This is a genomic window from Streptomyces sp. NBC_01451 (genome assembly GCF_036227485.1).
GTDB lineage: Bacteria > Actinomycetota > Actinomycetes > Streptomycetales > Streptomycetaceae > Streptomyces.
This window is the reverse complement of sequence record NZ_CP109479.1, coordinates 352,917-374,284: the sequence shown is the minus strand read 5'-3', so window position 1 is coordinate 374,284 and position 21,368 is coordinate 352,917. Positions and strand designations below refer to the sequence as shown.

The window sequence follows — 21,368 nt, the reverse complement described above, 5'->3', positions numbered from 1 at the left end:
ATACGGGATTCGGATCGTGCTGGGGATGGCACCGGCGCCGTGGCGCCCTCATAGTCGTCGCTACCGCACGCCGCTGTCCGGATACCGCCGGCGTGTGAACTCCCCAGCATGCCGTGCGTCGTCGGCGCCTGTGAGGCATGCCCGCTCCTTTACACCGTCCCCTGGAGTCCCCATGCCCGGTTCCGTGCGCCCGCAGCTTCCCGTTGCGATCGATGTCCCCACTCCGTCAGCCGTCGCTGTGTCGGGCTCGGCCCATCTGCTGCGGGTGACCCTTCTGATGGCGGGCAGCTGCCTGCCGATCCTGGGGGCGGTGCTGATCGCCCCGGTGCTGCCAAGGATGCAGGACCACTTCGCGTCGGTGTCGGGGGCCAAGGCGCTGGTGCCCCTGGCGCTGACCGTTCCGGCGCTGGCCCTGGCGCTGCTGGCTCCGTTCGCCGGTGTGATCGTGGACCGGGTGGGCCGCAAGCGCCTGCTGGTCGTGGCGACCGTCCTGTACGCGCTGTTCGGCACGGCACCGCTCTGGTTGGACTCGCTGGGTGGGATCATCGCAAGCCGGGCCCTGGTCGGGGTCGCCGAGGCGGCGATCATGACCTGCTGCACGACGCTGATCGGCGACTACTACTCCGGTCGGCAGCGGGTGAAGTACCTCGCCCTGCAGACCATGTGCGCCTCGGCGTCGGCCACCGTCTTCTTCGTGATCGGCGGCGCCGCCGGATCGGCGGGCTGGCGTGCGCCGTTCTGGGTGTACGCCGTGAGCCTGGTGCTGGCCCCGCTGATGGCCGTCGTGCTGCCGAGTCCGGCGGTCCACGCGGCTCGCGCGGCCGGCGACGAGGCCCCGACCGAGGCGATGGTCCGCCGCGCGTTCCCCTGGCGGCAGTTGGCGGGCATCAGCGCCCTCACCTTCTTCGGGGCGATGGTCTTCTACACCGTCCCGGTGGAGATGGCGTACCTGCTCGACGACCTCGGGGTGGAGAGCCCCGGCGTGATCGGACTGGCCACCGCGGTCGCCAGTGCCTCCACCGTGGGTGGAGCGGTCACCTTCGCCCGGCTCAGGCGTTCTCCCGACCCGATGCTGCCCGCCGTTCTCGCGGTCTGCGCGGTCGGCTTCGGAGTGATGTTCCTCGCGGGCAGCGCACCGCTGCTGGTGATCGGGGCGGTGGTCAACTGTGTGGGCACCGGCATGCTGCTGCCGGCCCTCCTGACCAGTGCGATGTCCCGGCTGTCGTTCGAGGACCGGGGGCGTGGGACGGGGCTCTGGACGGCGGCCTTCTTCGGCGGCGAGTTCGTCTGCCCGCTGGTGCTGCTCGCCGGGGAGTCGGCGGTCGGCACTCTCGCCGGTGCGGTGGGCCTGCTGGGGCTGGCCGCCGCCCTCGTCGCGGCGGGGCTGTGGGCGGCCCGCCGCCGCGCGGGCGCCGTCGATCCCCGGCCGTTGCCGCAGCAGTTGGCGTGATGGCTGGTCCAGAGGCTGAATGCTCCGCTGTGGGTGCCACGTGGCTGTCGCTCGCCTGCGGCGCCATTGGGGCCGGTCGCGCAGTTCCCCGCGCCCCTTACGGCGCGCTCAGGCCCCCGCCAAGCCGTTGCCCGCGAGTGTCGCGCCGACCTCCGCGGCCTTCTGTCGCAGCCAGATGTGGCCCGCGTCCTGGGTGTGCACCGGGTGCCACCACATCGCCTCCTGTACCGGTACGGCCTCGAAGGGGCAGGGCAGGACGCGCACCGCGGCGGAGCGGACCGCCTTGCGCGCCAGGCGCTCCTGGATCATCGCGACCCGGCGGGTGCCCTCGACCATGGGCGGCAGCAGCTGGAAGGTCTGCACGGACACCTCCACCCGGGGACTGATCCCTATCATGCTGAGCTGGCGGGCCGCCGGGGCGTCATAAGGGCGCTGGTAGACGGCCCAGGGCAGATGCCCCAGCTGGTCCAGGGTGAGTGCGTCACCGACCTCGGGGTGATCGTCGGCGACCAGGCACAGCCAGCGGTCCTGGTGGAGGTCGACGGTGGGGAAGCCGTCGATGACGCCGTGCGGCATCAGCAGTCCGTCGACGCTGCTCAGTACTGCCGCGGTGTTCTCCACGACGGACGGTGCCGGGTGCTGGAAGGTGAGCCGGATGCCGGGCGCCTCCTCGTGCAGGGTGCGGGCGAGTGCGGCGCCGAACACGGCCGCCCCGTAGTCGGAGGCGAGGAGGGTGAACTCCCGGCTCTCCGCGGCCGGGTCGAAGTCGGCCTGGCTGGCGAAGACCCGCTCCAGGAGGTCGCACGCGGTGGCGCTGCGGTCGCGCAGGGCGGCGCCGAGCGGAGTCAGTTCGTAGGCGTTGCCGGTCCGGGCGAGCAATTCGTCGTCGAAATGGCGGCGCAGCCTGGACAGCGCGGCGCTCATGGCCGGCTGGCTGAGGCCGATGCGCTCCCCGGCCCGGGTGACATTGCGTTCCTCCAGCAGCGCGCGAAGGGCGAGGACCAGATTGAGATCGAGTCGGGACAGGTTCACCGGGCAACCACCTAGCAGCGAGAGTCATCCATGGCATGGATTCGACGCATCCACAGAATTTATTTCCGTGATCGGCCGATCGGGGCCAGAGTAGACCGCAACCCAGCAGGAGGAAATCTGATGGCAATGTTCGCGCAACCTGCCGGTCCGTTCGCGCTCGGCACCTTCTCCGCCCAGGGCGGGGAGCCCTTTCCCGGCCTCCTGGTCGAAGACCGGGTACTCGATCTGCGCAGCGCCCTGGACTGGGCGCCGTCGGATCTGCGCGCCGTGGTGGAGCGATGGGAGGAGACCCTTCCCCTCCTGCGCACCCTGGCGGACGACGACACCTTCGGCCGGCATCCGCTGGAGGGCCTGCGCGTGCACGCCCCCATCGAGCCGCGGCAGATCTTCCAGTCCGGCGCCAACTACCGGCAGCACGTGATCGACCTGGAGGTCGCCCACCGCTCTCCCGACGACCCGCGCACGGTCGAGGAGGCGCGCGAGGAGATCGCCGCAGTCATGGACCGCCGGGCCGCCGAGGACCTGCCGTACGTCTTTATCGGTCTGCCGAGCGCGATCACGGGCCCCTACGACGACGTGGTCCTGCCCGCCTGGGCCGAAAAGCCGGACTGGGAGCTGGAGTTGGCGGCCGTCATCGCCAGGCCCGCTTACCGGGTGACGGTCGAGGAGGCCCTGGAGCACGTCGCCGGGTACACCATCGCCAACGACCTCACCGACCGCGCCACCGTGTTCCGCCGGGACATGAAGGCCATCGGCACCGACTGGCTGCGCAGCAAGAACGCTCCCGGTTTCACGCCGCTCGGTCCGTGGCTGGTGCCGGCCGAGTCGATCGCGGACACCGGTGACCTGCGGGTCACGCTCACGTTGAACGGCGAGACCATGCAGGACGAGTCCACCAAGGACATGCTCTTCGGGGTCGCGCGGCTGGTGTCGTACGCCTCGCAGACCGCTCAACTCCTGCCCGGCGACCTGGTGTTGACCGGCAGCCCGGCCGGCAACGGCATCCACTGGGGGCGCCTGCTGCGTGACGGTGACGTCATGGAGGGTTCCATCACGGGTCTGGGCGTGCAGCGCACCCGCTGTGTCGCGGAGGGAACGGCGTGAGCGGGAACGGCGTGAGCCTGGACCGCCGCGACCCGGAGGGCGCGATCGCCGAGGCCGCCAAGGCGTACTCCAACTGGGGGCGCTGGGGCGAGGACGACGTCCTGGGCACCCTCAACCTGCTCACCGAGGACAAGCGGCGTGAGGGTGCCGCCTTGGTCCGACGCGGAGTGAGCTTCTCGCTGTCGCAGCGGTTCGACATGAACGGCCCGCAGAAGGGCTGGCGGCGGCGCACCAACCCGGTGCACACCATGCTCGACACCGGCACCGACGCGGTCCTGGCCGATCAGGGCTTCCCGCACGGCATCGGCGGCGCCGACGACGTGATCAGCATGCCGTTGCAGTGCTCCACCCAGTGGGACGGGCTCGGCCACATCTTCGACCACGGCAAGGCGTGGAACGGACGGGCGGCCGAGAAGGTCGTCACCTGCGCCGGCGACCAGGTCACCGGTATCGAGCACATGGCACCGTACGTCGCCGGCCGCGGTGTACTCCTGGACGTGGGCCACGTGGTCGGCGAGCAGGGTGAGTTGCCCGACGGGTTCGCCATCACCGAGGAACACCTCACCGCGACCGCCGAGGCCCACGGGGTGAGCGTCGGCCGCGGCGACATCGTCGTGGTCCGCACCGGGCATCTCGCCCGCGCCCGGCGGGACGGCTGGGGCGACTACGCGGGCGGTCCCGCGCCCGGCCTGTCGTTCACCACCGCCGGATGGCTGCACGGCAGCGACATCGCCGCGATAGCCACCGACACCTGGGGTTTCGAGGTCCGCCCCAACGAGTTCGACCACGCCTTCCAGCCGCTGCACCAGGTCGTGATCCCCAACATGGGCCTGCTGATAGGCGAGATGTGGGACCTCGACGCCCTCGCCGCGGACTGTTCCGACGACGGCGTGTACGAGTTCTGGCTCACCGCCGCGCCTCTCCCCATCACCGGTGCCGTTGGCTCCCCGGTCAACCCGATCGCCGTCAAGTAACCGGCGGAACAAAGGAGTTCCCCCTTGAGTACACCCCGCAGAGTCCTTGTCATCGGCGGCGGCGCCTCCGGTAATGCCGTCACCGTTCTCCTGCGTCGCGCCGGCCTTGCCGTCGACCTGATAGAGGCCAGGCCCGACTGGAACGCCACCACCGGGTCCGGCATCACCCTCCAGGGCAACGCCCTGCGCGTCCTGCGCGAACTCGGTGTCTGGGAGCAGGTCGAGGAATCGGGCTTCGCCTTCGGCTCCCTCGGTGTCATCGCGCCCGACGGCACCCTGCTCCACCAGGCAGAGGACTTCCAGACCGGTGGCGACGACCTGCCCGCCACCCTCGGCATGCAGCGACCCCAGCTGCAGCGGATCCTCATCGACGCCGTCCGGGCCTGTGGCGCCGACGTGCGCCTGGGCGCCACCGTCGAGACTCTGGAGCAGGACGCCAGCGGGGTTTCGGTGCGCTTCAGCGACGGCACTACCGGCCGCTATGACCTGGTGATCGCTGCCGACGGTCTCAACTCGGCCACCCGCGACGCGATCGGCATCACGGACAAACCCGAGCCGACCGGCATGGCGATCTGGCGCACAGCCGCGCCGCGGCCCACGGGCATGGTGCGTACGGACCTCGCCTACGGCGGCCCGGCCTATATCGCCGGTTACTGTCCCACCAGCGAGAACACCATCTACGCCTACGTCGTCGAGAAGTGCCGCGACCGCGCTTCCATCGCTCCGGCCTCGTACGCGGACGAGATGCGCAGGCTCGCGCAGGGGTACGGCGGTTTCTGGGCCGAGATCACTCCGCACATCACCGACCCGGAACGGGTCAACTACACCTGGTTCGACAAGCTGTTGGTCGAGGGCTCATGGCATCGCGGCCGGGTGGTCCTGGTCGGCGACGCCGCCCATTGCTGCCCACCCACCCTCGCCCAGGGCGCTGCCATGTCCCTGGAGGACGCCCTCGTCCTCGCAGAGCTGCTCGCCGGCGACAAGGCCTGGGGCGACGAGCTGTTCCAGGAGTACTACGACCGCCGCATCCCACGGGTACGGGCCGTCGTCGAGGCGTCCGTCCAGCTCGGACAGTGGCAGCTGGACGGCGTGCGCGACGCCGATGTCCCCGGCCTGTTCGGTCGCACGATGACGATGCTCAAGGAGCTGCCGTGACCGCCCACCCGCCGCACGGCCTCCACTCCTCGGCGAGTGGAGACGCGCACCGATCCCCGACCGTCGACGTCCACGCGCACGTCTTGCTCCCGGAGGTCGAGGACCTTGTGGCCGACCTCCCCGGTCTGGCCGAGGCCAGGGCTCTGGACGCCCGCCGCAACGGACCCGCCGCGCTCGCCGTCGGCGGGCCCATGGTGCGCGAGCGCATCCCGCGACTCACCGACGTCGCTGTACGACTGGCTGCCATGGACCGGCAGGGCGTCGACGTCCAGCTGGTCAGTCCGTCGCCGTCGCACTACCACTACTGGGCGGACGAGGGCACGGCCGAGAAGCTCTACCGGCTGGCCAACGAGGCGACGGCCGCGCACTGTGCCCAGGCCCCCGCCCGGCTGAAGGGTCTCGGCCTCGTCCCCCTCCAGCACCCGGCCCAGGCCGTCCATGCTCTCGAACACGCCTTGGAGCAGGGGCTACTGGGCGTGGAGATCTCCAGCCACGCGCCAGGGCGCGAGCTGTCCGACCCGGCCTACGAGGCACTCTGGCGGCGAGCCGAGGAGACGGACGCGATTCTCTTCCTGCACCCGTTCGGCTGCACCCTCGACGAGCGGTTGGACCAGTGGTACCTGTCCAACACCGTCGGACAGCCCACCGAGAACGCCGTCGCGCTCTCCCACCTGATCTTCTCCGGCGTCCTGGACCGCCATCCCGGGCTGAAGGTGATCGCGGCGCACGGCGGTGGCTATCTGCCCACCCACATCGGCCGCTCCGACCACGCCTGGTCGGCCCGCTCCGACGCCGGCGCCGACTGCGCGCACCTGCCCAGCAGCTACCTGAAGCGGATCTGGTTCGACTCCCTGGTCCACGACCCGCACGTGCTGCGGGAGTTGATCCGGGTCGCCGGATCCGATCGCGTGCTGCTCGGCTCCGACTTCCCCTTCGACATGGGCACCGAGGACCCGGTCGGCGCACTGCGCGCCGCCGACCTGCCCGACGCCGACTTCCACGCCGTACGCGGCGGCAACGCGACCGCCCTCTTCCGGAGGAACTGACACCATGCGTCTGCTCACCCACCTGCGACACGTCGACCTCGCCGTGCCCGACTACGACAAGCAACTCGACTTCTACGCCGGCGTCTGGGGCCTGACCAAGGTCGCCGAGGACTCCGGGATCTCCTTCCTGGCCGCCGAGGGCAGCCCGGAGCAGTACGTCGTGCGGCTGCGCAAGGCCGACGAGAAGCGCCTCGACCTCGTGTCCTACGGCGCGGCGAACCCGGCCGACGTCGACACGCTCGCCGAGCAACTCCTCGCCGGTGGCGTGCAGTTGGTCACCCAGCCGGGCAAGGTGGAAACGCCCGGCGGCGGTTACGGCTTCCGTTTCTTCGACGTCGACGGCCGCACCATCGAGGTCTCCGCCGATGTCGAGGTGCGCCAGCACCGCAGGATCGAGGAGAAGGAGTCGATCCCGGTCAAGCTGAGCCATGTCGTCCTCAACTCGCCGGATCTGAACAAGACCCGTGAGTGGTACGAGACCCACCTCGGCTTCCGCCTCTCCGACACCCTCACCTCGCCGCACATCGGCGAGGCCATGCACTTCATGCGGATCTCCAACCAGCACCACTCCATGGCCATCGCCAAGGGCCCGCACACCGCCCTGCACCACATCTCCTTCGAGATGCGCGGCATCGACGAGTACATGCGCGGCTCCGGCCGCGTCATCCGGGCCGGCTTCACGAAGCTCTGGGGCCCCGGCCGGCACACGGCGGGCGACAACACGTTCACCTATTTCCTCGACCCGCACGGCAACACCGTCGAGTACACCACCGAGCTGGAGCTCCTCGACGAGGACACCTGGCACCCGCACGTCTACGACTTCTCCCAGCCGGATGTCGCCGACCAGTGGGGCACGGCCAACCCGATGAACGAGATGGTCGCCAAGGAGTCGTTCAACGACGTCGACCGCGGCGTGTTCGTCGCCCCGCCGGTCTGATCCCCCGAGTCCCGGGGGCGCGGTGGCCCTGTCAACTGCCCTGACTCCCACACCGCGCCCCCGGTCCCCGATGTCCCGACCACCGTCGGATCCTGGAGCCGCCATGCGTTTCGCCGCCTACGAACAACACGACCAGCGCCGGGTCGCCGCCGTCGAGGAGGACGGCACCCTGTACCCGATACCAGGGGTGCGCTCGTTCATGGAGCTGCTCCGCTCCGGGGACGGCCTCCACGCCCTGCTCGACATGGGCGCCGCGGCCCTCGACGTCCCGGCGGGACCCCATGTGTCCGAGGTGCGCCTGCTCCCGCCGCTGGAGCCGCCCACCGTGCGGGACTTCGTCACGTTCGAGGAACACGTCGAAGGTGTACGTCGAGCCGTGGACGGCGTCGCCGGGGTGCCCGAGGCGTGGTACGACGCACCCACCTTCTACTTCACCAATCCGTACGCGATCATCGGCGCCCACGACGACGTGCCGGTGCCGCCGGGCAGCCACGTGCTCGACTTCGAGCTGGAGGTCGCCGCGGTCATCGGCCGTACGGGCCGCGACCTCACCCCTGAACAGGCCCGCGACCACATCATCGGCTACACGATCTTCAACGACTGGTCCGCACGCGATCTGCAGTCCCGCGAGATGCAGGTCCGGCTCGGCCCGTGCAAGGGCAAGGACACGGCCGCCACCCTCGGGCCGTACCTGGTCACCGCCGACGAGCTGGAGCCGTACAGGGATGCCGACGGCTTCCTGCGGCTCGGGCTGACCGCCTCGGTCAACGGCGAGGTCGTCGGCAAGGATCTGCTGTCCAACATGAGCTGGACCTTCGAAGAGATGGTCGCCTACGCCTCACGCGGCACCGTCGTCCGCCCCGGCGACCTCCTCGGCTCGGGCACCTGCGGCAACGGCGGCTGCCTGGCGGAGCTGTGGGGCGTACGAGGTGAGCAGTCCCCGCCGCCACTGAAGCCCGGCGACACCGTCACGCTCACCGTCGAGGGCATCGGAACCGTCTCCAACACCGTGGTCTCAGGCAAAGATCCCGTGCCGCTGCCGACCGCCCGCCGCCGCACCCGGGAGCGGCCGTGAACGACCCGCACTCCAAGACGCTCCTCGGCAAGGTCGTCGTCGTCACCGGCGCGGCCCGCGGTCAGGGTGCCGCCGAGGCCGAGGCCCTGTTCCGCGAAGGAGCCCACGTCATCGCCACCGACGCCGAGCCGGTCGGCGACTGCCGACGTCTCGATGTCACCAGCGAGGACGACTGGGCCTCACTGGCCGCGGAACTGCGGGAGTCGTACGGCCGAGTCGACGGTCTGGTCAACAACGCGGGCATCACCTGGCGCGCCCGCCTCGGTGACGTACGGCCGGAGGACTTCGCCCGCGTCCACACCGTCAACGTCACCGGCCCCCTGCTGGGCATCCAGCACCTCGTCCCGCTGATGCCGCCCGGCTCGTCCATCGTCAACGTCGGCTCCTCCGCGGCGCTCACCGGCCATTACCCGGTCGCCTACACGTCCAGCAAGTGGGCGCTGCGCGGCCTGTCGAAGGCCGCCGCCACAGAGCTCGGCCCGCGAGGGATCCGTGTGAACACCATTCACCCCGGCTTCATCGACACGGAGATGACCGCCTCCGCCCACCCCGCCTTCCGCGAGGCGAACATCCGCGAGACCCCGCTCGGCCGCACCGGCACCGTGGCCGAGGTCGCCCCGCTGGTGGTGTTCCTGCTCTCCGAGCATGCCTCCTTCATCACCGGCGTGGAGATCCCGGTCGACGGCGGCCTGACCGCGCACGGCGGCGTCAAGTCCATCTCGGAAGCACTGCGCCCGGAGACGACGTGAGGCGGCTCGAAGGCAAGGTCGCCCTGATCTCCGGGACGGCTCGCGGGCAGGGCCGGGCCGCGGCGCTGCGCTTCGCGGCGGAGGGCGCGATCGTCGTCGGCGGCGACCTGCTGCACGAGGCGGCGCTGGAAACCCAGCGGCTCGTCGCACAGGCAGGCGGCACGGCACTCACGCCTGCCCCGCTGGACGTCACCGACGAGGACTCCGTCCGGGCCTGGGTGGAGGAGGCCGTGGACGCGTTCGGCGGCATCGACGTCCTCTACGCCAATGCCGGCGCCGTCCGCTTCGGAGCCGTCGATACCCAGTCGTACGAGGACTTCACCTTCACGATGCGCGCCGAGCTCGACTCGGTGTGGCTGGCCGCGCATGTCGCCTGGCCGCACCTGATCCGCAGCCGCGGCTGCGTCCTCACCGTCGGCTCGACGGCCGGCCTCACCGGCTCCCTCACCAACCGGCGTACCGCGCACTCCGCGTCCAAGGGCGCCGTGATCGCCCTGACCCGCCAACTCGCCGCTGAGGGAGCCCCGTACGGCGTGCGCGCCAACTGCGTCAGCCCGGGAATGATCGACACCGAGGCCACCCGCGGCGACCTGCTCGCGGACGACCACCCCATGCGCACCATCGCCCGTCACATCCCGATCGGCCGTGTCGGCCTGCCCGACGAGGTGGTCAACGCCGCCGTCTTCCTCGCCTCCGACGAGGCGTCACATCACCGGCGCCAACCTCGTCGTCGACGGCGGCTGGTCGTCCGTACTCCCCGGTGCAGCCGGCTGAAAGGCAATTACCCTATGAACAAGGTCAGTTCCGGCGCCGCCCAGGCGGTCGCCGACATTCCCGACGGTGCGGTACTGGCCGTCGGCGGATTCGGTCTCAGCGGCGTGCCAGAAGTCCTGATCCGGGCGCTGCACGAGCAGGGCGCCTCAGGTCTGAAGGTCGTGTCGAACAACTGCGGCGTCGACGGCCGCGGCCTGGGCGTACTGCTGGCCGCCGGCCGCATCGCCCGCGTCACGGGATCGTACGTCGGTGAGAACAAGGAGTTCGCCCGCCAGTACCTGGCCGGCGAACTGGAGGTGGAACTGGTGCCGCAGGGCACCCTCGCCGAACGCCTGCGCGCGGGCGGTGCGGGCATCCCGGCCTTCTACACCCCGGCGGGCGTGGGGACGCAGGTCGCCAAGGGCGGCCTGCCCTGGCGATACGCCCCCGACGGCTCGGTCGTCGTCGCCTCCCCGGCCAAGGAGACCCGCGACTTCCGCGGCCGTCCGCACGTCCTGGAGCACGGCATCACAACGGACTTCGCACTCGTACGGGCCTGGCGCGGTGACCGTCACGGCAACCTGGTCTTCCGCAAGGCGGCCGCCAACTTCAACCCGCTCGCCGCGGTGGCCGGGCGTGTCACCGTAGCCGAGGTCGAAGAGCTGGTGGAACCGGGCGAGTTGAACCCCGGCGAGATCCACCTGCCGGGAATCTTCGTTCAGCGGATCGTGCGACTGACCCCCGCCGAGGCCACCGACAAGCAGATAGAGAAGAGGACCGTACGAGCATGAGCTGGACCCGCGACCAGATGGCCGCCCGCGCCGCCGCCGAACTCACCGACGGCTCCTACGTCAACCTCGGCATCGGCCTGCCCACGCTGATCCCCGGCCACCTCCCACCCGGCGTGCACGTCGTCCTGCACTCCGAGAACGGCATCCTCGGCACCGGCCGCTACCCCGACGAGCACGCTGTCGACCCCGACCTGATCAACGCGGGCAAGGAGACTGTCACCGTCCTGCCCGGCGCCTCCTTCTTCGACTCCGCGCTGTCCTTCGGCATGATCCGAGGCGGGCACATCGACACCGCTGTCCTCGGCGCGATGCAGGTCTCCGCCGCGGGTGACCTGGCCAACTGGATGATCCCCGGCAAGATGGTCAAGGGCATGGGCGGCGCGATGGACCTCGTCCACGGCGCCCGCCGCGTCATCGTCCTGATGGAGCACACCGCCAAGGACGGCACCCCCAAGATAGTCGGGGAGTGCACCCTGCCGCTGACCGGCGAACGTTGCGTCCACCGGATCATCACCGATCTCGGCGTCCTCGACGTCACCCCCAACGGCCTCGCCCTGGTGGAAACCGCCCCCGGTGTCACCACCCAGAACATCATGGCCCGCACCGACGCGCCCCTGCACACCAACGCAGCCACAGCAGCCTGCTGAACCACCGGGGCCGCTCCGGCATCCTCCGTCTCGGCCAGGCGGAGGGCAGCACCGTCGCCCGCCGCCCCGTCAGGGGATTTGCGCGAGCGCTGCTGCACCCAGGCCTCTTGGCACGGTGGATCTCACGGGCGTGGCAGTTGCGACCGCTTTGCTCGTGGTCGCCTGCCTGCCACCGGAGGTGGACGCTCCGCGTGCGGGCCCTTCAACAGGGCCGAGTGGGGTGATGGCAACACCCCACAGCAGACTGAGACCGTGCGCTCACACCCACCGCGGGCGACGCGGGATGCTTCCATGCCTCACTAGCTGATCGGAGCGGCGACAGAACAGACAGGTGCCTCTGACCCCATCGACGACGGGTCATGCTCCGGCCTCGGCGCGCTCCTGCCGAGTCCGCGTCGCCACGAGCTGGTCCGGGTTGTCGGCCGGCCATTCGGAACGGGCCGCGGCTCGGAGGATGAGCACGCCATGCCTGACGTCTGTCACGATCGCTCGACATCCGGGCCTGTACTCGACCTCGTCTCCGATACCAGGACGCTCTTTCTGAGTCGCTGTGGTGTCCCGCCGTTCCTCTCGACGTAGACCCACGTCAGGCGGCGGGTGAGGTTGGCTACGTCACGCATGAAGAAGAAGGCAGTGAAGCTCGGCGTCTGTCTGCCGGGGCGGTTGGTCAGGTCCAGCAGCTTGTATGCCTGCCGGAGTAGGTCCATGACTTCGTCATCGTCGTTCGCGCCCAGTTCTTCGGCCAGGAGCAGACTCACGAGACCGATGACCCTCGTCGTCTTGAAGTCGATGTCTTCTCGGGTCGACGTGCTCAGCTCCATCTTCAGCGCGTCATCCGTGATGCCCGAGATCGACTCAACATCGATGGGCAAGCTGTCGACGCCGGCCTTGGGTTCCTCGGTCACCCTCACCACCACGCTTCTCCCCTCGATGCCGCCTGCGCGGGGTTGGGTTCGAGAACGAACGTAGAACGACTGCCGTCCAACTCCCAAGAAGATTGCGCGAGTTTGCAGCGAGTGGATTGACGGCCTCGAACAGGCCCTCGACCATCGAGATATCGCACAAACCAGTGCAAGGCAGCAGACGGGAGACCGCCATGCGGCTACGGTTTCTTGGCTAGAACTCCACCGTGGGCGACTGCCCGACCCTGTACGCCACGGACCGGGACACGTACCTCGTCCAGGGCTGGAAGATCTTCGCGAACGACCTGCTGATGCAACTCGACATCCCCGACGGGCAGACGGGGTCCCACTTCGGTTATGCGCTGTTGAGCCGTCCGGGGGATATCGTCCGGCGCCATGTCGGTCGCTGGATGGCGGGTGATGTGCACCCGCCATCCAGTGACCGACATGGCGGGTGCACTTCACTCGCCGAGTTGATGTGGCCGCGGGATGCGTGTGGCCGAGGGGCAGCCGTTCCTGGTCAGGCGGGTCGGCATGTACGACGTCGAGTCGAACCGGTACTTCTCGGTGTGGCCGGCGTCGTCGCCGTGGAACACACGGGCCTCGCACCCCGGGATCTGCCTTCAGCGGGGCGGGGCGGATGTTCCCCGGACGACGAGGCGGGGGGTGATGACTTGTTCCCCGGCGGGGATCTCCGCGCCCTCCAGGCGTGCGACGGCCCGGCCGACGGCGAGGCCGGCGAGGCGTGCGATGTCCTGTCCGACGGTGGTGAGGTCGATGTGGGCCAGGCGGGCGAGATGGCTGTCGTCGAACCCGACGACGGAGATGTCGCCGGGGACCGCGACGCCGGAGCGGAGGAAGAGGTCGAGTACGCCGGTCGCGCAGCGGTCGTTGAAGGCCAGTACGGCGGTGGGGCGCGGGCGGGTGGCCGACAGGGTTCGGGCGGCCTCGGCGCCTTCCTCCTCAGTGAGACCGCCGGGGAGAACGCGGATGTGTTCGCCCAGGCCGTGGCGGTTCATGGCGGTGCGGTAGCCGCGCCGCCGGTCGGCTGCGCCCGGTGCCCGGCCGCCGTCGATGTGGGCGATGTCGCGGTGGCCCAGAGCGACGAGGTGGTCCACCGCCTGGCGGGCTCCCTCGTCGTCGGCGGTCCGTACGACTTCCAGGCCCGGGACGGACGGCCGTAGCCGGCGGGCCACGGAGACGACCGGCAGTCGCCCGGCGAGTTCTGCCAGCCGCGCGGCGGGGGCCTGCGGGCCGAGCAGGATCAGCGCCTCGCAGCGGTCGTCGAGCAGTGTCTCGACGGCGCGCTGCTCGCCGCGCCCGGCGGCCACGGCGCTCAGCGCGATCTGGTACCCGGCCGGTTCGGCCGCCGCGTAGATGCCCTCCACCAGGTCGGAGTGGAACGGATGCTGGAGGCCGAACTGCACCCCGAGCAGATGGGAGCGGTGGCTGCGGAGCAGCCGGGCCCGTGCGTCGGGTCGGTATCCGATCTCCCGCGCGGCCTGAAGGACGCGCTCGCGGGTGGCTTCGCCGGCTCCCTTCGCGCCGCGCATCACGATGGAGACCAGCGCCGTGGACACCCCTGCCCGTGACGCCACGTCGGCGAGCGTCGGTCGCTTTGCGTTGGGGACCGCTGGGGTCGCCGGCAACCCGTCCTCCCTGGTCGGATTCGTCTCCTACGGAGGAGACTATAGAACGTTCTAGCTTTCACGGGCCACCGGAGCCTTGACAGGGGAGGGCGACAGCTGGCGTACTGCTGCTCCACGGAGTTATAGAACGTTCTAGTTCCTTGAACGTTCTAGCCCGAAGTCGCGGAGAGAGGTACGTGGCGATGTACACACTGGCGGCCTGCGCCGAGATGATCTTCCTGGATCTGCCGATCGGCGAGCGGGCACGGCGCATCCATGACGCCGGTTTCCAGGTCGAGATCTGGGACTGGACCCGGCACGACCTTGCCGCTCTGGCCCGGACCCCGGCCGACTTCTCCTCCATGACCGGATACATCCGCGGCAGTCTGACCGACGAGGAGGGCGCGGCCGAACTCCTGAGCACCGCCGAGGAGTCACTCAAGGCGGCCGAGCAACTGGGCTGCCCGCGCCTGAACCTGCACGGCACCGGACTGGACGGCCAGGGCCTGCCGGTGGTGCCGGTGACCGGTGAGGCCACCGGAGAGATGTGGATCGCCGCCCACCGCACGCTCACCCGCCTCGCCGAGCTGGGCGAGAGCGCCGGGGTCGTCTTCACCCTGGAGAACCTCAACACCGCCGTCGACCACCCCGGGGTGCCGTTCGCGACGGCCGCCGACACCCTGGCCCTGGTCGCGGCCGTGGACCGGCCCGGGCTGCGGATGAACCTGGACCTCTACCACGCCCAGATCGGCGAGGGGAATCTGATCGAGCTGGTCCGCAGGGCCCATGCCCTGGGCCTGATCGGCGAGATCCAGGTGGCCGACGTCCCCGGCCGCCGCGAACCAGGAACCGGGGAGATCAACTACCCAGCCGTCGCCCGCGCCCTGGCTGGCCTCGGCTACGAGGGCACGGTCGCGCTGGAGGCGTGGGCCTCCGGCGACAGCGAGCTCGCTCTGGAGCGCTTCCGCTCCGCCTTCACCGTCTGACTGTCTCCACCGCCTGTACCTACCCTGACGACGACGTACGGAGCACCCGCATGACCACCCAGCAGCCTCTCGCCGTCGGCCTCCTCGGCGCCGGACGGATGGGTTCGTTCCACGCCGAGACCCTCGCCCACCGCCTCCCGGGCGTCCGGCTCGCCGCCATCGCCGACCCCACCCCGGGCGCCGCGCGGAGCCTGGGCGACCGGCTCGGCTGCGCCACCGCCTACACCGACATCGGTGAACTGCTCGCCGACCCGCACATCGACGCGGTGGTGATCGCCACCCCGGCCCGTACCCACGCCGACCTGGTCGAGGCGGCCGCCAAGGCGGGCAAGGCGGTCTACTGCGAGAAGCCGATGGCGGTCACCCTCGCCGAGGCCGACCGCGCCATCGCGGCCGCCGCGGATGCGGGCGTGCCCCTCCAGGTGGGCTTCAACCGCCGCTACGACGCGGGCTTCAGGGCCGCCCACGAGAAGATCGCCGCCGGCGCCATCGGCACACCGCAGCTGTTGCGCTCGCTCACCCGCGACCCCGCTCTGGCCGACCCGGCCCGCATACCGCCGTGGACGATCTTCCTCGAGACCCTCATCCATGACTTCGACGTCCTGCGTTACCTCAATCCCGGTGCCGAACCCGTCGAGGTCTTCGCCATGGCGGACGCCCTGATCCGCCCCGACTTCAAGGACCGCGGCCTGCTCGACACCGCCGTCGTCACCATCCGCTTCGACAGCGGCGCCCTCGCCACCGCCGAGGCCAGCTTCCAGGCCGTCTACGGCTACGACGTACGCGCCGAGATCCTCGGCTCGGCCGGGATGCTCACCATGGGCGACGTCCGCCGCACCCACCTGACCGCATACGGCCCGGACGGCGTCGCCGCCGAGTGCGTCACCTACGACCAGCACCTCTTCCACGACGCCTATGTGGCCGAACTCGCCGACTTCGCCGACAGCGTCCGCACCGAGCGCACCCCCTCCGCCACCGGCGAGGACGCACGCGCTGCCCTGGCCATCGCCCTCGCCGCCGTCCAGTCCGTCACCACCGGCGGTCCCGTCCCCGTCGACAAGCTCCAAGACCTGTGAAACACGGGTCTTCGGCCGCAGCGCGGACCCCGGCGCCGTGCGACAAGTACGGGGTGACGGCCAGGTCAGTCCAACATGCGCCCCCCGCTGCTCAAGTGCGGCGGGGGTGTCGGTGACTAGTAGACGTCTGAAGAGAGATGAGCCGACGGACAGGGCACTGACGGAGGCGATCAGTCCACCGACCCCGACACCGACGAGTGCGGCGATCCGTGCGAGTGGGCCAGCCGCCCTTCATCGTCCTGACTTGGGCCATGGACAACGGGCAATGGCAAACCCGGTCCATAACTTCGGCTCTCCCGCCCAGCCCGGCCGCCGATCCGGCCCGGGCACGGGAGTGGTCAGCATCGGTTCCGGAAGCGTCCACGTCACCTCGCATCCCTTCCCCCGCCATGTCCGCCACCCGAGTGGCTGCGCATTGCCCGGCGAGCGAGGTCTTACGTGCTCGGAGCGGCCCCGGGAGCGGGTACCGGACGGACGCGCCGGGCGGTACGAGGCTGACCCGGCCGGGGCGGACTACGTGAGGCAGGCCGTCGACGGCGAGGTCGGCCTCATGCCGATACAGGTGCAACTGCCACAGGTCGGGTAGGTGGAAGACGTCGGTGCGCCCGGCCGGGCCGTGGACGCCGACGTTCGCCGCGACGGGCGGCTCGTCGAGACGGACCACGACCTCAAGCACGGTGAGAAACTACCAGTGGTGGTGAGCGGGAACCACGCGCCCGACGCAGCTGGTTCCCTACTGTGGTGGACATGACGACAACCAGAGAGCACCTGCTCAGCTCGGTGCAGATGGCGCACTTCGTCGCCCACGGCTCGCTGCGTATGGACGCGGTGGTACCCGCGGAGATGAACGCCGAGGCCATGAAGGTCTTCGGCGCCGGCATCCCGCCGGTGCGGTACGGCACGCCGGTCCCCGAGGCCTATCCCGAGGCGTCCTTCATGCGGCGCCTCGTCGAATTGCCCCAGGTAGCCGGCGCGTTGCGCAGTCTTGTCGGACCCGATCCGGACATCGACCACCATGCCGTGCACATCCGCGAGCCGCACGAGGGGGGAGCACAGCCGCTCCACGGGGACGCGATCATCGACGTACGGCCCGATGCGTTCGACGTGCAGTTGATGTACTACCCGCAGCAGGTGACGCTGGAGATGGGCGGCACGCTCAGCGTGCCCGGCAGCCATCTGCGGCGTACGAACGAGAGCGACACCGGCCGGTACCAGAACCTGCTCGGCCAGAGTCGACTGGTCTGCCCGGCGGGCACGGTGGTGTTTCTGCACCACGGCCTCTGGCACGGCGGACGGCGCAACGACGGCGACACTCACCGCTACATGTTCAAGATCCGCTTCAATCCGACGGTACGGCAGCGGTCTCTGTGGGACACCTCGGACCTGGCGGACCCGCGCGTCGCGGAGAAGCTGAACACCGTCTTCCCCTGGTACGAGCAGGCGACCGGCCGTCTGGAGATCTACAACCGAGTCCTGCTGTGGCGGGCGCTCACCGGCGACGAGGACTTCGACCTCGACCACTGGGTCACCCGCGTCACCAACCGACCGCAGGAGGTTTCCGCATGAGCACGATCACCTCCGCTCCCACTCCGACCGCCTCCGTGCTCCGCCAGCAGGTGCTGGTGCTGTATCTGGCCACGTCCGCCCTGGACTCCCCGATCGTCGGCTGGTCGCTGTACGACGGCACCGGCCGCACGTCCCCCACCACGGGCGACAACGACGAGCCTCCCTACGAGACGGGCGTGGCCGCCCTGCGGGACGGCTGGCGCCTCATCCAGGCGGCTCAGTTGATCCCGCCGAATCCGGGGCACGAGTACGACGTGTCGTTCCTGAAGCATGAGTTCTTCTTCGAGAAGCTGGTGGACCTCGCCCACGCCGGGTAGTGACCAGCGATGGACGAGGTACGGCGGGCTGGGTGCACGTGGGGGCACCGGGCCGTTCGTATCCGGCCCCACGACGGCGGCCTGGACGTCACCACCCGCACCGCCCCGCGTCATTTTGCGGAGCAGGTCGAATCCGGCACGACCGTACAGCTGTCTCTTGATCTTCTTGATGCGCTTCACAGCACCTTCGGTGCCCCCGGAGCTCCAGTGCACGGTCAGCCCGGCGCTCACGGCTTCGAGGTCGGCGATCAGTCCGCGGGCGAAGCCGGTGATCCCGGGCAGTTGCGCGTCGCGGGCGGAGCTGGTCCAGTCCGGCAGGTCAGCACCCGTGCGCCGGGCGAGTATCTGCGCGAGGTCGCGGACGAGGTCGTGAGTTTGCTCCAGCTCTGGGCAGGCGTCGAGCACCGCCTTGAGCTCGTCGGCGGGGATCTGGAACAGGTGCTCCAGGGTGCGGTGGCGCGAGGCGACGACTGCCCGGTAGACCTCGGAGCGGGAGAAGTACTCATCGGCGACGGCGGCGGGGGAGTCGAGCCAGGACTGCGGGACGGACGCCGGGTCGGGGTGTTGGTCGAGTTCGTCGTCGCTGAGCAGCCGCAGCACCCCGTCGTCTTCGTCCGCGGCGGCCGGGACGGCGGCGGCCGCGTTCAGGAACCAGTCGGGGCCTTCGACGTTCTCGGCGATCCAGGCCAGTTCGGCAGGGCGCAGCACGTTCAGGGCGTCGGTGACGGCGCTGTGCGGAGTGTGCGGGTTGGCGGCGACGGCGGCCAGGACCTGGACCGGTCGGTGCTCCGAGTGGCGTGCCAGGAGCCGGGCCGGCCGGGCGGTCGGGGTCGATGTTGGCGATGCGGCGGATCAGGGTCCGGCTCGGCGCGGGGGAGACAACGGCCGGCGGATCCAGGGAGGCAAGCTGAGCGCAGGAGCCTGCGAGGTGGCCGGGGTCGGCGCTGAGGAGGGCCAGGTTCTCGGCGAGCCTCAGGACGCGGCCATCAGAGCCGTGGTCGTCGGCTTGCCTGTCGGGCGGGCTGAGCAGATGGCCGCGGTTCACGAGAGCGTCGGTGGCCGCGTGCAGTTGCTCGGTGGCGAGGTCGGCCAGGCGCGGGTTGTCGCGGACGCGGTGGGCGATGTGGTGCAGGGTTCTGCGTGCCGTGACCTGCGGGTTGGGCAGCTCTGCCAGCTCGGGAATGCACAGAGCCGGGAGGCAGGGCCGCAGCAGGACCTGGCTGAGGGCGGGGTCCGGGTCTTCGTCAGGAGGTTCTTCGCCGGACGGGTACGAGCCGGCGGCATCGAGCCGGGCGTCTTCCTCAGCGCGGCCCCCGGGGCGCCGGGAACGAATCAATATCCTGCCCATCAGGCGCTCGGGGGCGATCAGTTGCCATCGATCAGTCTCACAGCTGAGGTGGGACCGGCCGGCCGAGAAACGCGGCAAGCCGATCGATGGCCGGAGCGGTCTCCTCGACGGGTTGCGGCTCGGCGAATCGTCCCGTTCGGGACTGAGCGGAGAACTGGACCTGAACGAACGCCAGGCTCTGCTCGGCAAGGTCTTCGGGAAGCAGGACAGGGATTCCGGTGGCCTGGGCAAGGTCCCAACTGTGAGCGAGCAGGTCGTAGAGGCGGATCTGCAAGCGCTCGGCGCCCGTGGCGCTCCCCAAGGGTCCGCGATAACTCCGGTCAAGCACCCCGGGACGGGAGAAAGCAGCCAGCAGTGAAGCGCTGGAGGACCGGTAGGCTCCAACCGGGTCGTCACCGAGGAGGTCTGCACGGCGCTCGGGCATCGGGCCACCCTCGATCATGGCTGCGAACACCAGATCCATGGCGACCAGGTGGGCCACCACCTCGCGCACGTTCCATTCCGTGCACGGCGTCGGTTCCTTCCACTGCTCGGGGCGGACCTCGGCGATCAGGGCACCGACAGATTTGCATGCACGTGCGAGATCTTCGACGGAAACGGTAGTCACCCGGGGAGACTACGGCGTCAACTGTCAGGCTGCTCAAGGGATTTGCATCAGTGCGAAAAAGCCCTGCCGAATCGGGCGCCCCCGCGATCGCTGAGCGTCGATGAGTGGCAGCTGTCGCAGGTACCTGCCCCGCTCACTGAAGTCAGCGACGACGAACCCACCGTACTTCCGAGCGCACGTGCAGAAGACGCCGTGGGTTCCCGGTGAAAGTCCCTCAGTCGCGCTGAACCCACGGCCGTCGTGCTGGTAAGAACGCTGTCACCGATGCTGCTGGCTTTTTCGGGGTCACACGGCGAGGAGGGGGTCGAGCCGGGCGAGGTGGCTGACGCGCGTGGGGTCCAAAGGATGCCTGTTCCACCAGGCGTCAAGGCGTATGAGGTTGAAGGTCGCCTATATCGGCCAGTACATGGGGACGTTCGGCGTCCAGCCGATCTGCGAGACTTCTTCGGCCTCGCACAACCTGCGGTAGATCCGGTCGCGCCGTTTCACGAGCCTTGTTCCTCCCCTTCGATCCGGCCGATCGCGCAGGCGATCCGCGGAGGGGCCAGCGCGGCGGTCCTCAGGCGGAGCCGCTGGCGGTGTGTGCGGCGCACCTCGCCCCGTTGCAGGCCCTGAGCCCACGTCATTTCCCTATACATGATCGTCATCCCGGGGATGAGGAGCACGCACACGAAAGTGGCGAGTTGGGTGACCAGGTTCAGGACACCGGCGGCCTCGGTGTGCCGGGCGGCCGCCTCCGGGTGCGCTGTGGCCAGCACAGTCGCGATCACTCCGGCGACGACCAGGATCGCGCCGCCGGCGGTTTGGAGGAGCCACCAGAAGTGCGGACTGCGCGAGTCGCCGATGATCATCGCCCGCTGGCCGGATGTCACCCGTCCCGCGGTGTTGGCGGCCGCCCGGTCCGGATCCGTCCAACGCACCGTAATCCCGGGAGCAGCCCCCTCCACCCTGTCCGCGCAGCTGTCCCGGGCCTGCCACCCCTCGGGTCCTGCCGCGATTCCGTACACCCTGCTCCCCGTCGCTCCGGTGACGTCGCCTTCGGCATGACCGACCCCGGCGCGGTTGGGCAGACGGTGCGAGCTCTCTCCGATCCACCCCAACTGCCTTGCATTCACTGCGTGTTGAGTCTCACGCGTTCTTGAACCGGTTACGATCCGATCGGTTCCACAAGTCGTCCTCGCCCACGAGACCAGCACCGGAAGCCAGGGAACCGCCGGGTACCCCA

General features: G+C 69.9%; 20 protein-coding genes and 2 pseudogenes. 15 read left to right on the top strand and 7 right to left on the bottom strand.

Annotated elements, in window-relative coordinates; translation table 11 throughout:
• The first annotated feature begins 172 nt into the window (after positions 1-172).
• A complete protein-coding gene (locus OG595_RS01665) occupies positions 173-1,450 on the top strand; it encodes an MFS transporter (protein WP_329267012.1) in 1,278 nt (425 codons plus the stop codon).
• Positions 1,451-1,558: 108 nt separating this feature from the next.
• On the opposite strand, the gene OG595_RS01660 is transcribed toward OG595_RS01665, so the two are convergent.
• Entirely contained in the window at positions 1,559-2,482 is a 924-nt protein-coding gene (locus OG595_RS01660) for a LysR family transcriptional regulator (RefSeq protein ID WP_329267011.1), read from the bottom strand.
• 120 nt (positions 2,483-2,602) lie between these two features.
• Here OG595_RS01660 and OG595_RS01655 point away from each other — a divergent pair, with 120 nt between their 5' ends.
• From OG595_RS01655 to OG595_RS01610, 10 genes and pseudogenes are all read left to right on the top strand, one after another.
• Entirely contained in the window at positions 2,603-3,586 is a 984-nt protein-coding gene (locus OG595_RS01655; RefSeq protein ID WP_329267010.1) for a fumarylacetoacetate hydrolase family protein, read from the top strand.
• A gap of 11 nt (positions 3,587-3,597) precedes the next feature.
• Positions 3,598-4,560: a cyclase family protein gene (locus tag OG595_RS01650; RefSeq protein ID WP_329282570.1), complete on the top strand. Its 963-nt coding sequence runs from the start codon at positions 3,598-3,600 to the stop codon at positions 4,558-4,560.
• 24 nt (positions 4,561-4,584) lie between these two features.
• Positions 4,585-5,715 carry an FAD-dependent oxidoreductase gene (locus OG595_RS01645; RefSeq protein ID WP_329267008.1) on the top strand — a complete coding sequence of 377 codons (1,131 nt, stop codon included), beginning with the start codon at positions 4,585-4,587 and terminating at the stop codon, positions 5,713-5,715.
• Positions 5,712-6,761 carry an amidohydrolase family protein gene (locus OG595_RS01640; protein ID WP_329267006.1) on the top strand — a complete coding sequence of 350 codons (1,050 nt, stop codon included), beginning with the start codon at positions 5,712-5,714 and terminating at the stop codon, positions 6,759-6,761. The genes OG595_RS01645 and OG595_RS01640 overlap by 4 nt, the downstream gene beginning before the upstream one ends.
• 4 nt (positions 6,762-6,765) lie before the next feature.
• Complete coding sequence (locus OG595_RS01635) at positions 6,766-7,698, top strand: VOC family protein (protein WP_329267004.1); 933 nt, start codon at positions 6,766-6,768, stop codon at positions 7,696-7,698.
• A 103-nt stretch (positions 7,699-7,801) separates the two neighbouring features.
• Positions 7,802-8,773: a fumarylacetoacetate hydrolase family protein gene (locus OG595_RS01630; RefSeq protein WP_329267002.1), complete on the top strand. Its 972-nt coding sequence runs from the start codon at positions 7,802-7,804 to the stop codon at positions 8,771-8,773.
• Positions 8,770-9,522 carry an SDR family NAD(P)-dependent oxidoreductase gene (locus OG595_RS01625; protein WP_329267000.1) on the top strand — a complete coding sequence of 251 codons (753 nt, stop codon included), beginning with the start codon at positions 8,770-8,772 and terminating at the stop codon, positions 9,520-9,522. Before OG595_RS01630 ends, OG595_RS01625 begins: the two co-directional genes overlap by 4 nt.
• A pseudogene (locus tag OG595_RS01620) lies at positions 9,519-10,169 on the top strand (SDR family NAD(P)-dependent oxidoreductase); the annotation flags it as partial. The gene OG595_RS01625 and the pseudogene OG595_RS01620, both read left to right, overlap by 4 nt.
• Positions 10,170-10,310: 141 nt before the next feature.
• Positions 10,311-11,066, top strand: a complete 756-nt coding sequence (locus OG595_RS01615) for a CoA transferase subunit A (protein ID WP_329282568.1) — start codon at positions 10,311-10,313, stop codon at positions 11,064-11,066.
• Positions 11,063-11,713: a CoA transferase subunit B gene (locus tag OG595_RS01610; RefSeq protein ID WP_329266999.1), complete on the top strand. Its 651-nt coding sequence runs from the start codon at positions 11,063-11,065 to the stop codon at positions 11,711-11,713. Before OG595_RS01615 ends, OG595_RS01610 begins: the two co-directional genes overlap by 4 nt.
• Positions 11,714-12,192: 479 nt before the next feature.
• Here the strand turns inward: OG595_RS01610 and OG595_RS01605 are convergent, their stop codons facing one another.
• The 3 genes from OG595_RS01605 to OG595_RS01595 form a co-directional block, all read right to left on the bottom strand.
• Positions 12,193-12,618, bottom strand: a complete 426-nt coding sequence (locus OG595_RS01605) for a hypothetical protein (RefSeq protein ID WP_329266997.1) — start codon at positions 12,616-12,618, stop codon at positions 12,193-12,195.
• Between the two features lie 458 nt (positions 12,619-13,076).
• Positions 13,077-13,211: a hypothetical protein gene (locus OG595_RS01600; RefSeq protein WP_329266995.1), complete on the bottom strand. Its 135-nt coding sequence runs from the start codon at positions 13,209-13,211 to the stop codon at positions 13,077-13,079.
• A 27-nt stretch (positions 13,212-13,238) separates the two neighbouring features.
• Entirely contained in the window at positions 13,239-14,264 is a 1,026-nt protein-coding gene (locus OG595_RS01595) for a LacI family DNA-binding transcriptional regulator (RefSeq protein WP_329266993.1), read from the bottom strand.
• Positions 14,265-14,446: 182 nt separating this feature from the next.
• On the opposite strand from OG595_RS01595, the gene OG595_RS01590 reads away from it, so the two are divergent.
• The 4 genes from OG595_RS01590 to OG595_RS01570 all read left to right on the top strand — a co-directional run bounded on the left by OG595_RS01590 (position 14,447) and on the right by OG595_RS01570 (position 18,188).
• Positions 14,447-15,229 carry a TIM barrel protein gene (locus tag OG595_RS01590; RefSeq protein WP_329282566.1) on the top strand — a complete coding sequence of 261 codons (783 nt, stop codon included), beginning with the start codon at positions 14,447-14,449 and terminating at the stop codon, positions 15,227-15,229.
• Between the two features lie 50 nt (positions 15,230-15,279).
• A complete protein-coding gene (locus tag OG595_RS01585) occupies positions 15,280-16,305 on the top strand; it encodes a Gfo/Idh/MocA family oxidoreductase (RefSeq protein ID WP_329266990.1) in 1,026 nt (341 codons plus the stop codon).
• A gap of 747 nt (positions 16,306-17,052) precedes the next feature.
• Positions 17,053-17,871 (top strand): phytanoyl-CoA dioxygenase family protein, encoded by an 819-nt coding sequence (locus OG595_RS01575; protein WP_329266988.1) that lies wholly within the window; start codon positions 17,053-17,055, stop codon positions 17,869-17,871.
• Positions 17,868-18,188, top strand: a complete 321-nt coding sequence (locus tag OG595_RS01570; RefSeq protein ID WP_329266986.1) for a hypothetical protein — start codon at positions 17,868-17,870, stop codon at positions 18,186-18,188. The genes OG595_RS01575 and OG595_RS01570 overlap by 4 nt, the downstream gene beginning before the upstream one ends.
• Positions 18,189-18,365: 177 nt before the next feature.
• On the opposite strand, the pseudogene OG595_RS01565 reads toward OG595_RS01570, so the two are convergent.
• The 3 genes and pseudogenes from OG595_RS01565 to OG595_RS01555 form a co-directional block, all read right to left on the bottom strand.
• Positions 18,366-18,593: pseudogene (locus OG595_RS01565) on the bottom strand (ISL3 family transposase); the annotation flags it as partial.
• A gap of 980 nt (positions 18,594-19,573) precedes the next feature.
• Positions 19,574-20,143, bottom strand: a complete 570-nt coding sequence (locus tag OG595_RS01560) for a TIGR03086 family metal-binding protein (protein ID WP_329266984.1) — start codon at positions 20,141-20,143, stop codon at positions 19,574-19,576.
• Between the two features lie 485 nt (positions 20,144-20,628).
• Positions 20,629-21,063 (bottom strand): hypothetical protein, encoded by a 435-nt coding sequence (locus OG595_RS01555; RefSeq protein WP_329266982.1) that lies wholly within the window; start codon positions 21,061-21,063, stop codon positions 20,629-20,631.
• Positions 21,064-21,368: the final 305 nt, after the last annotated feature.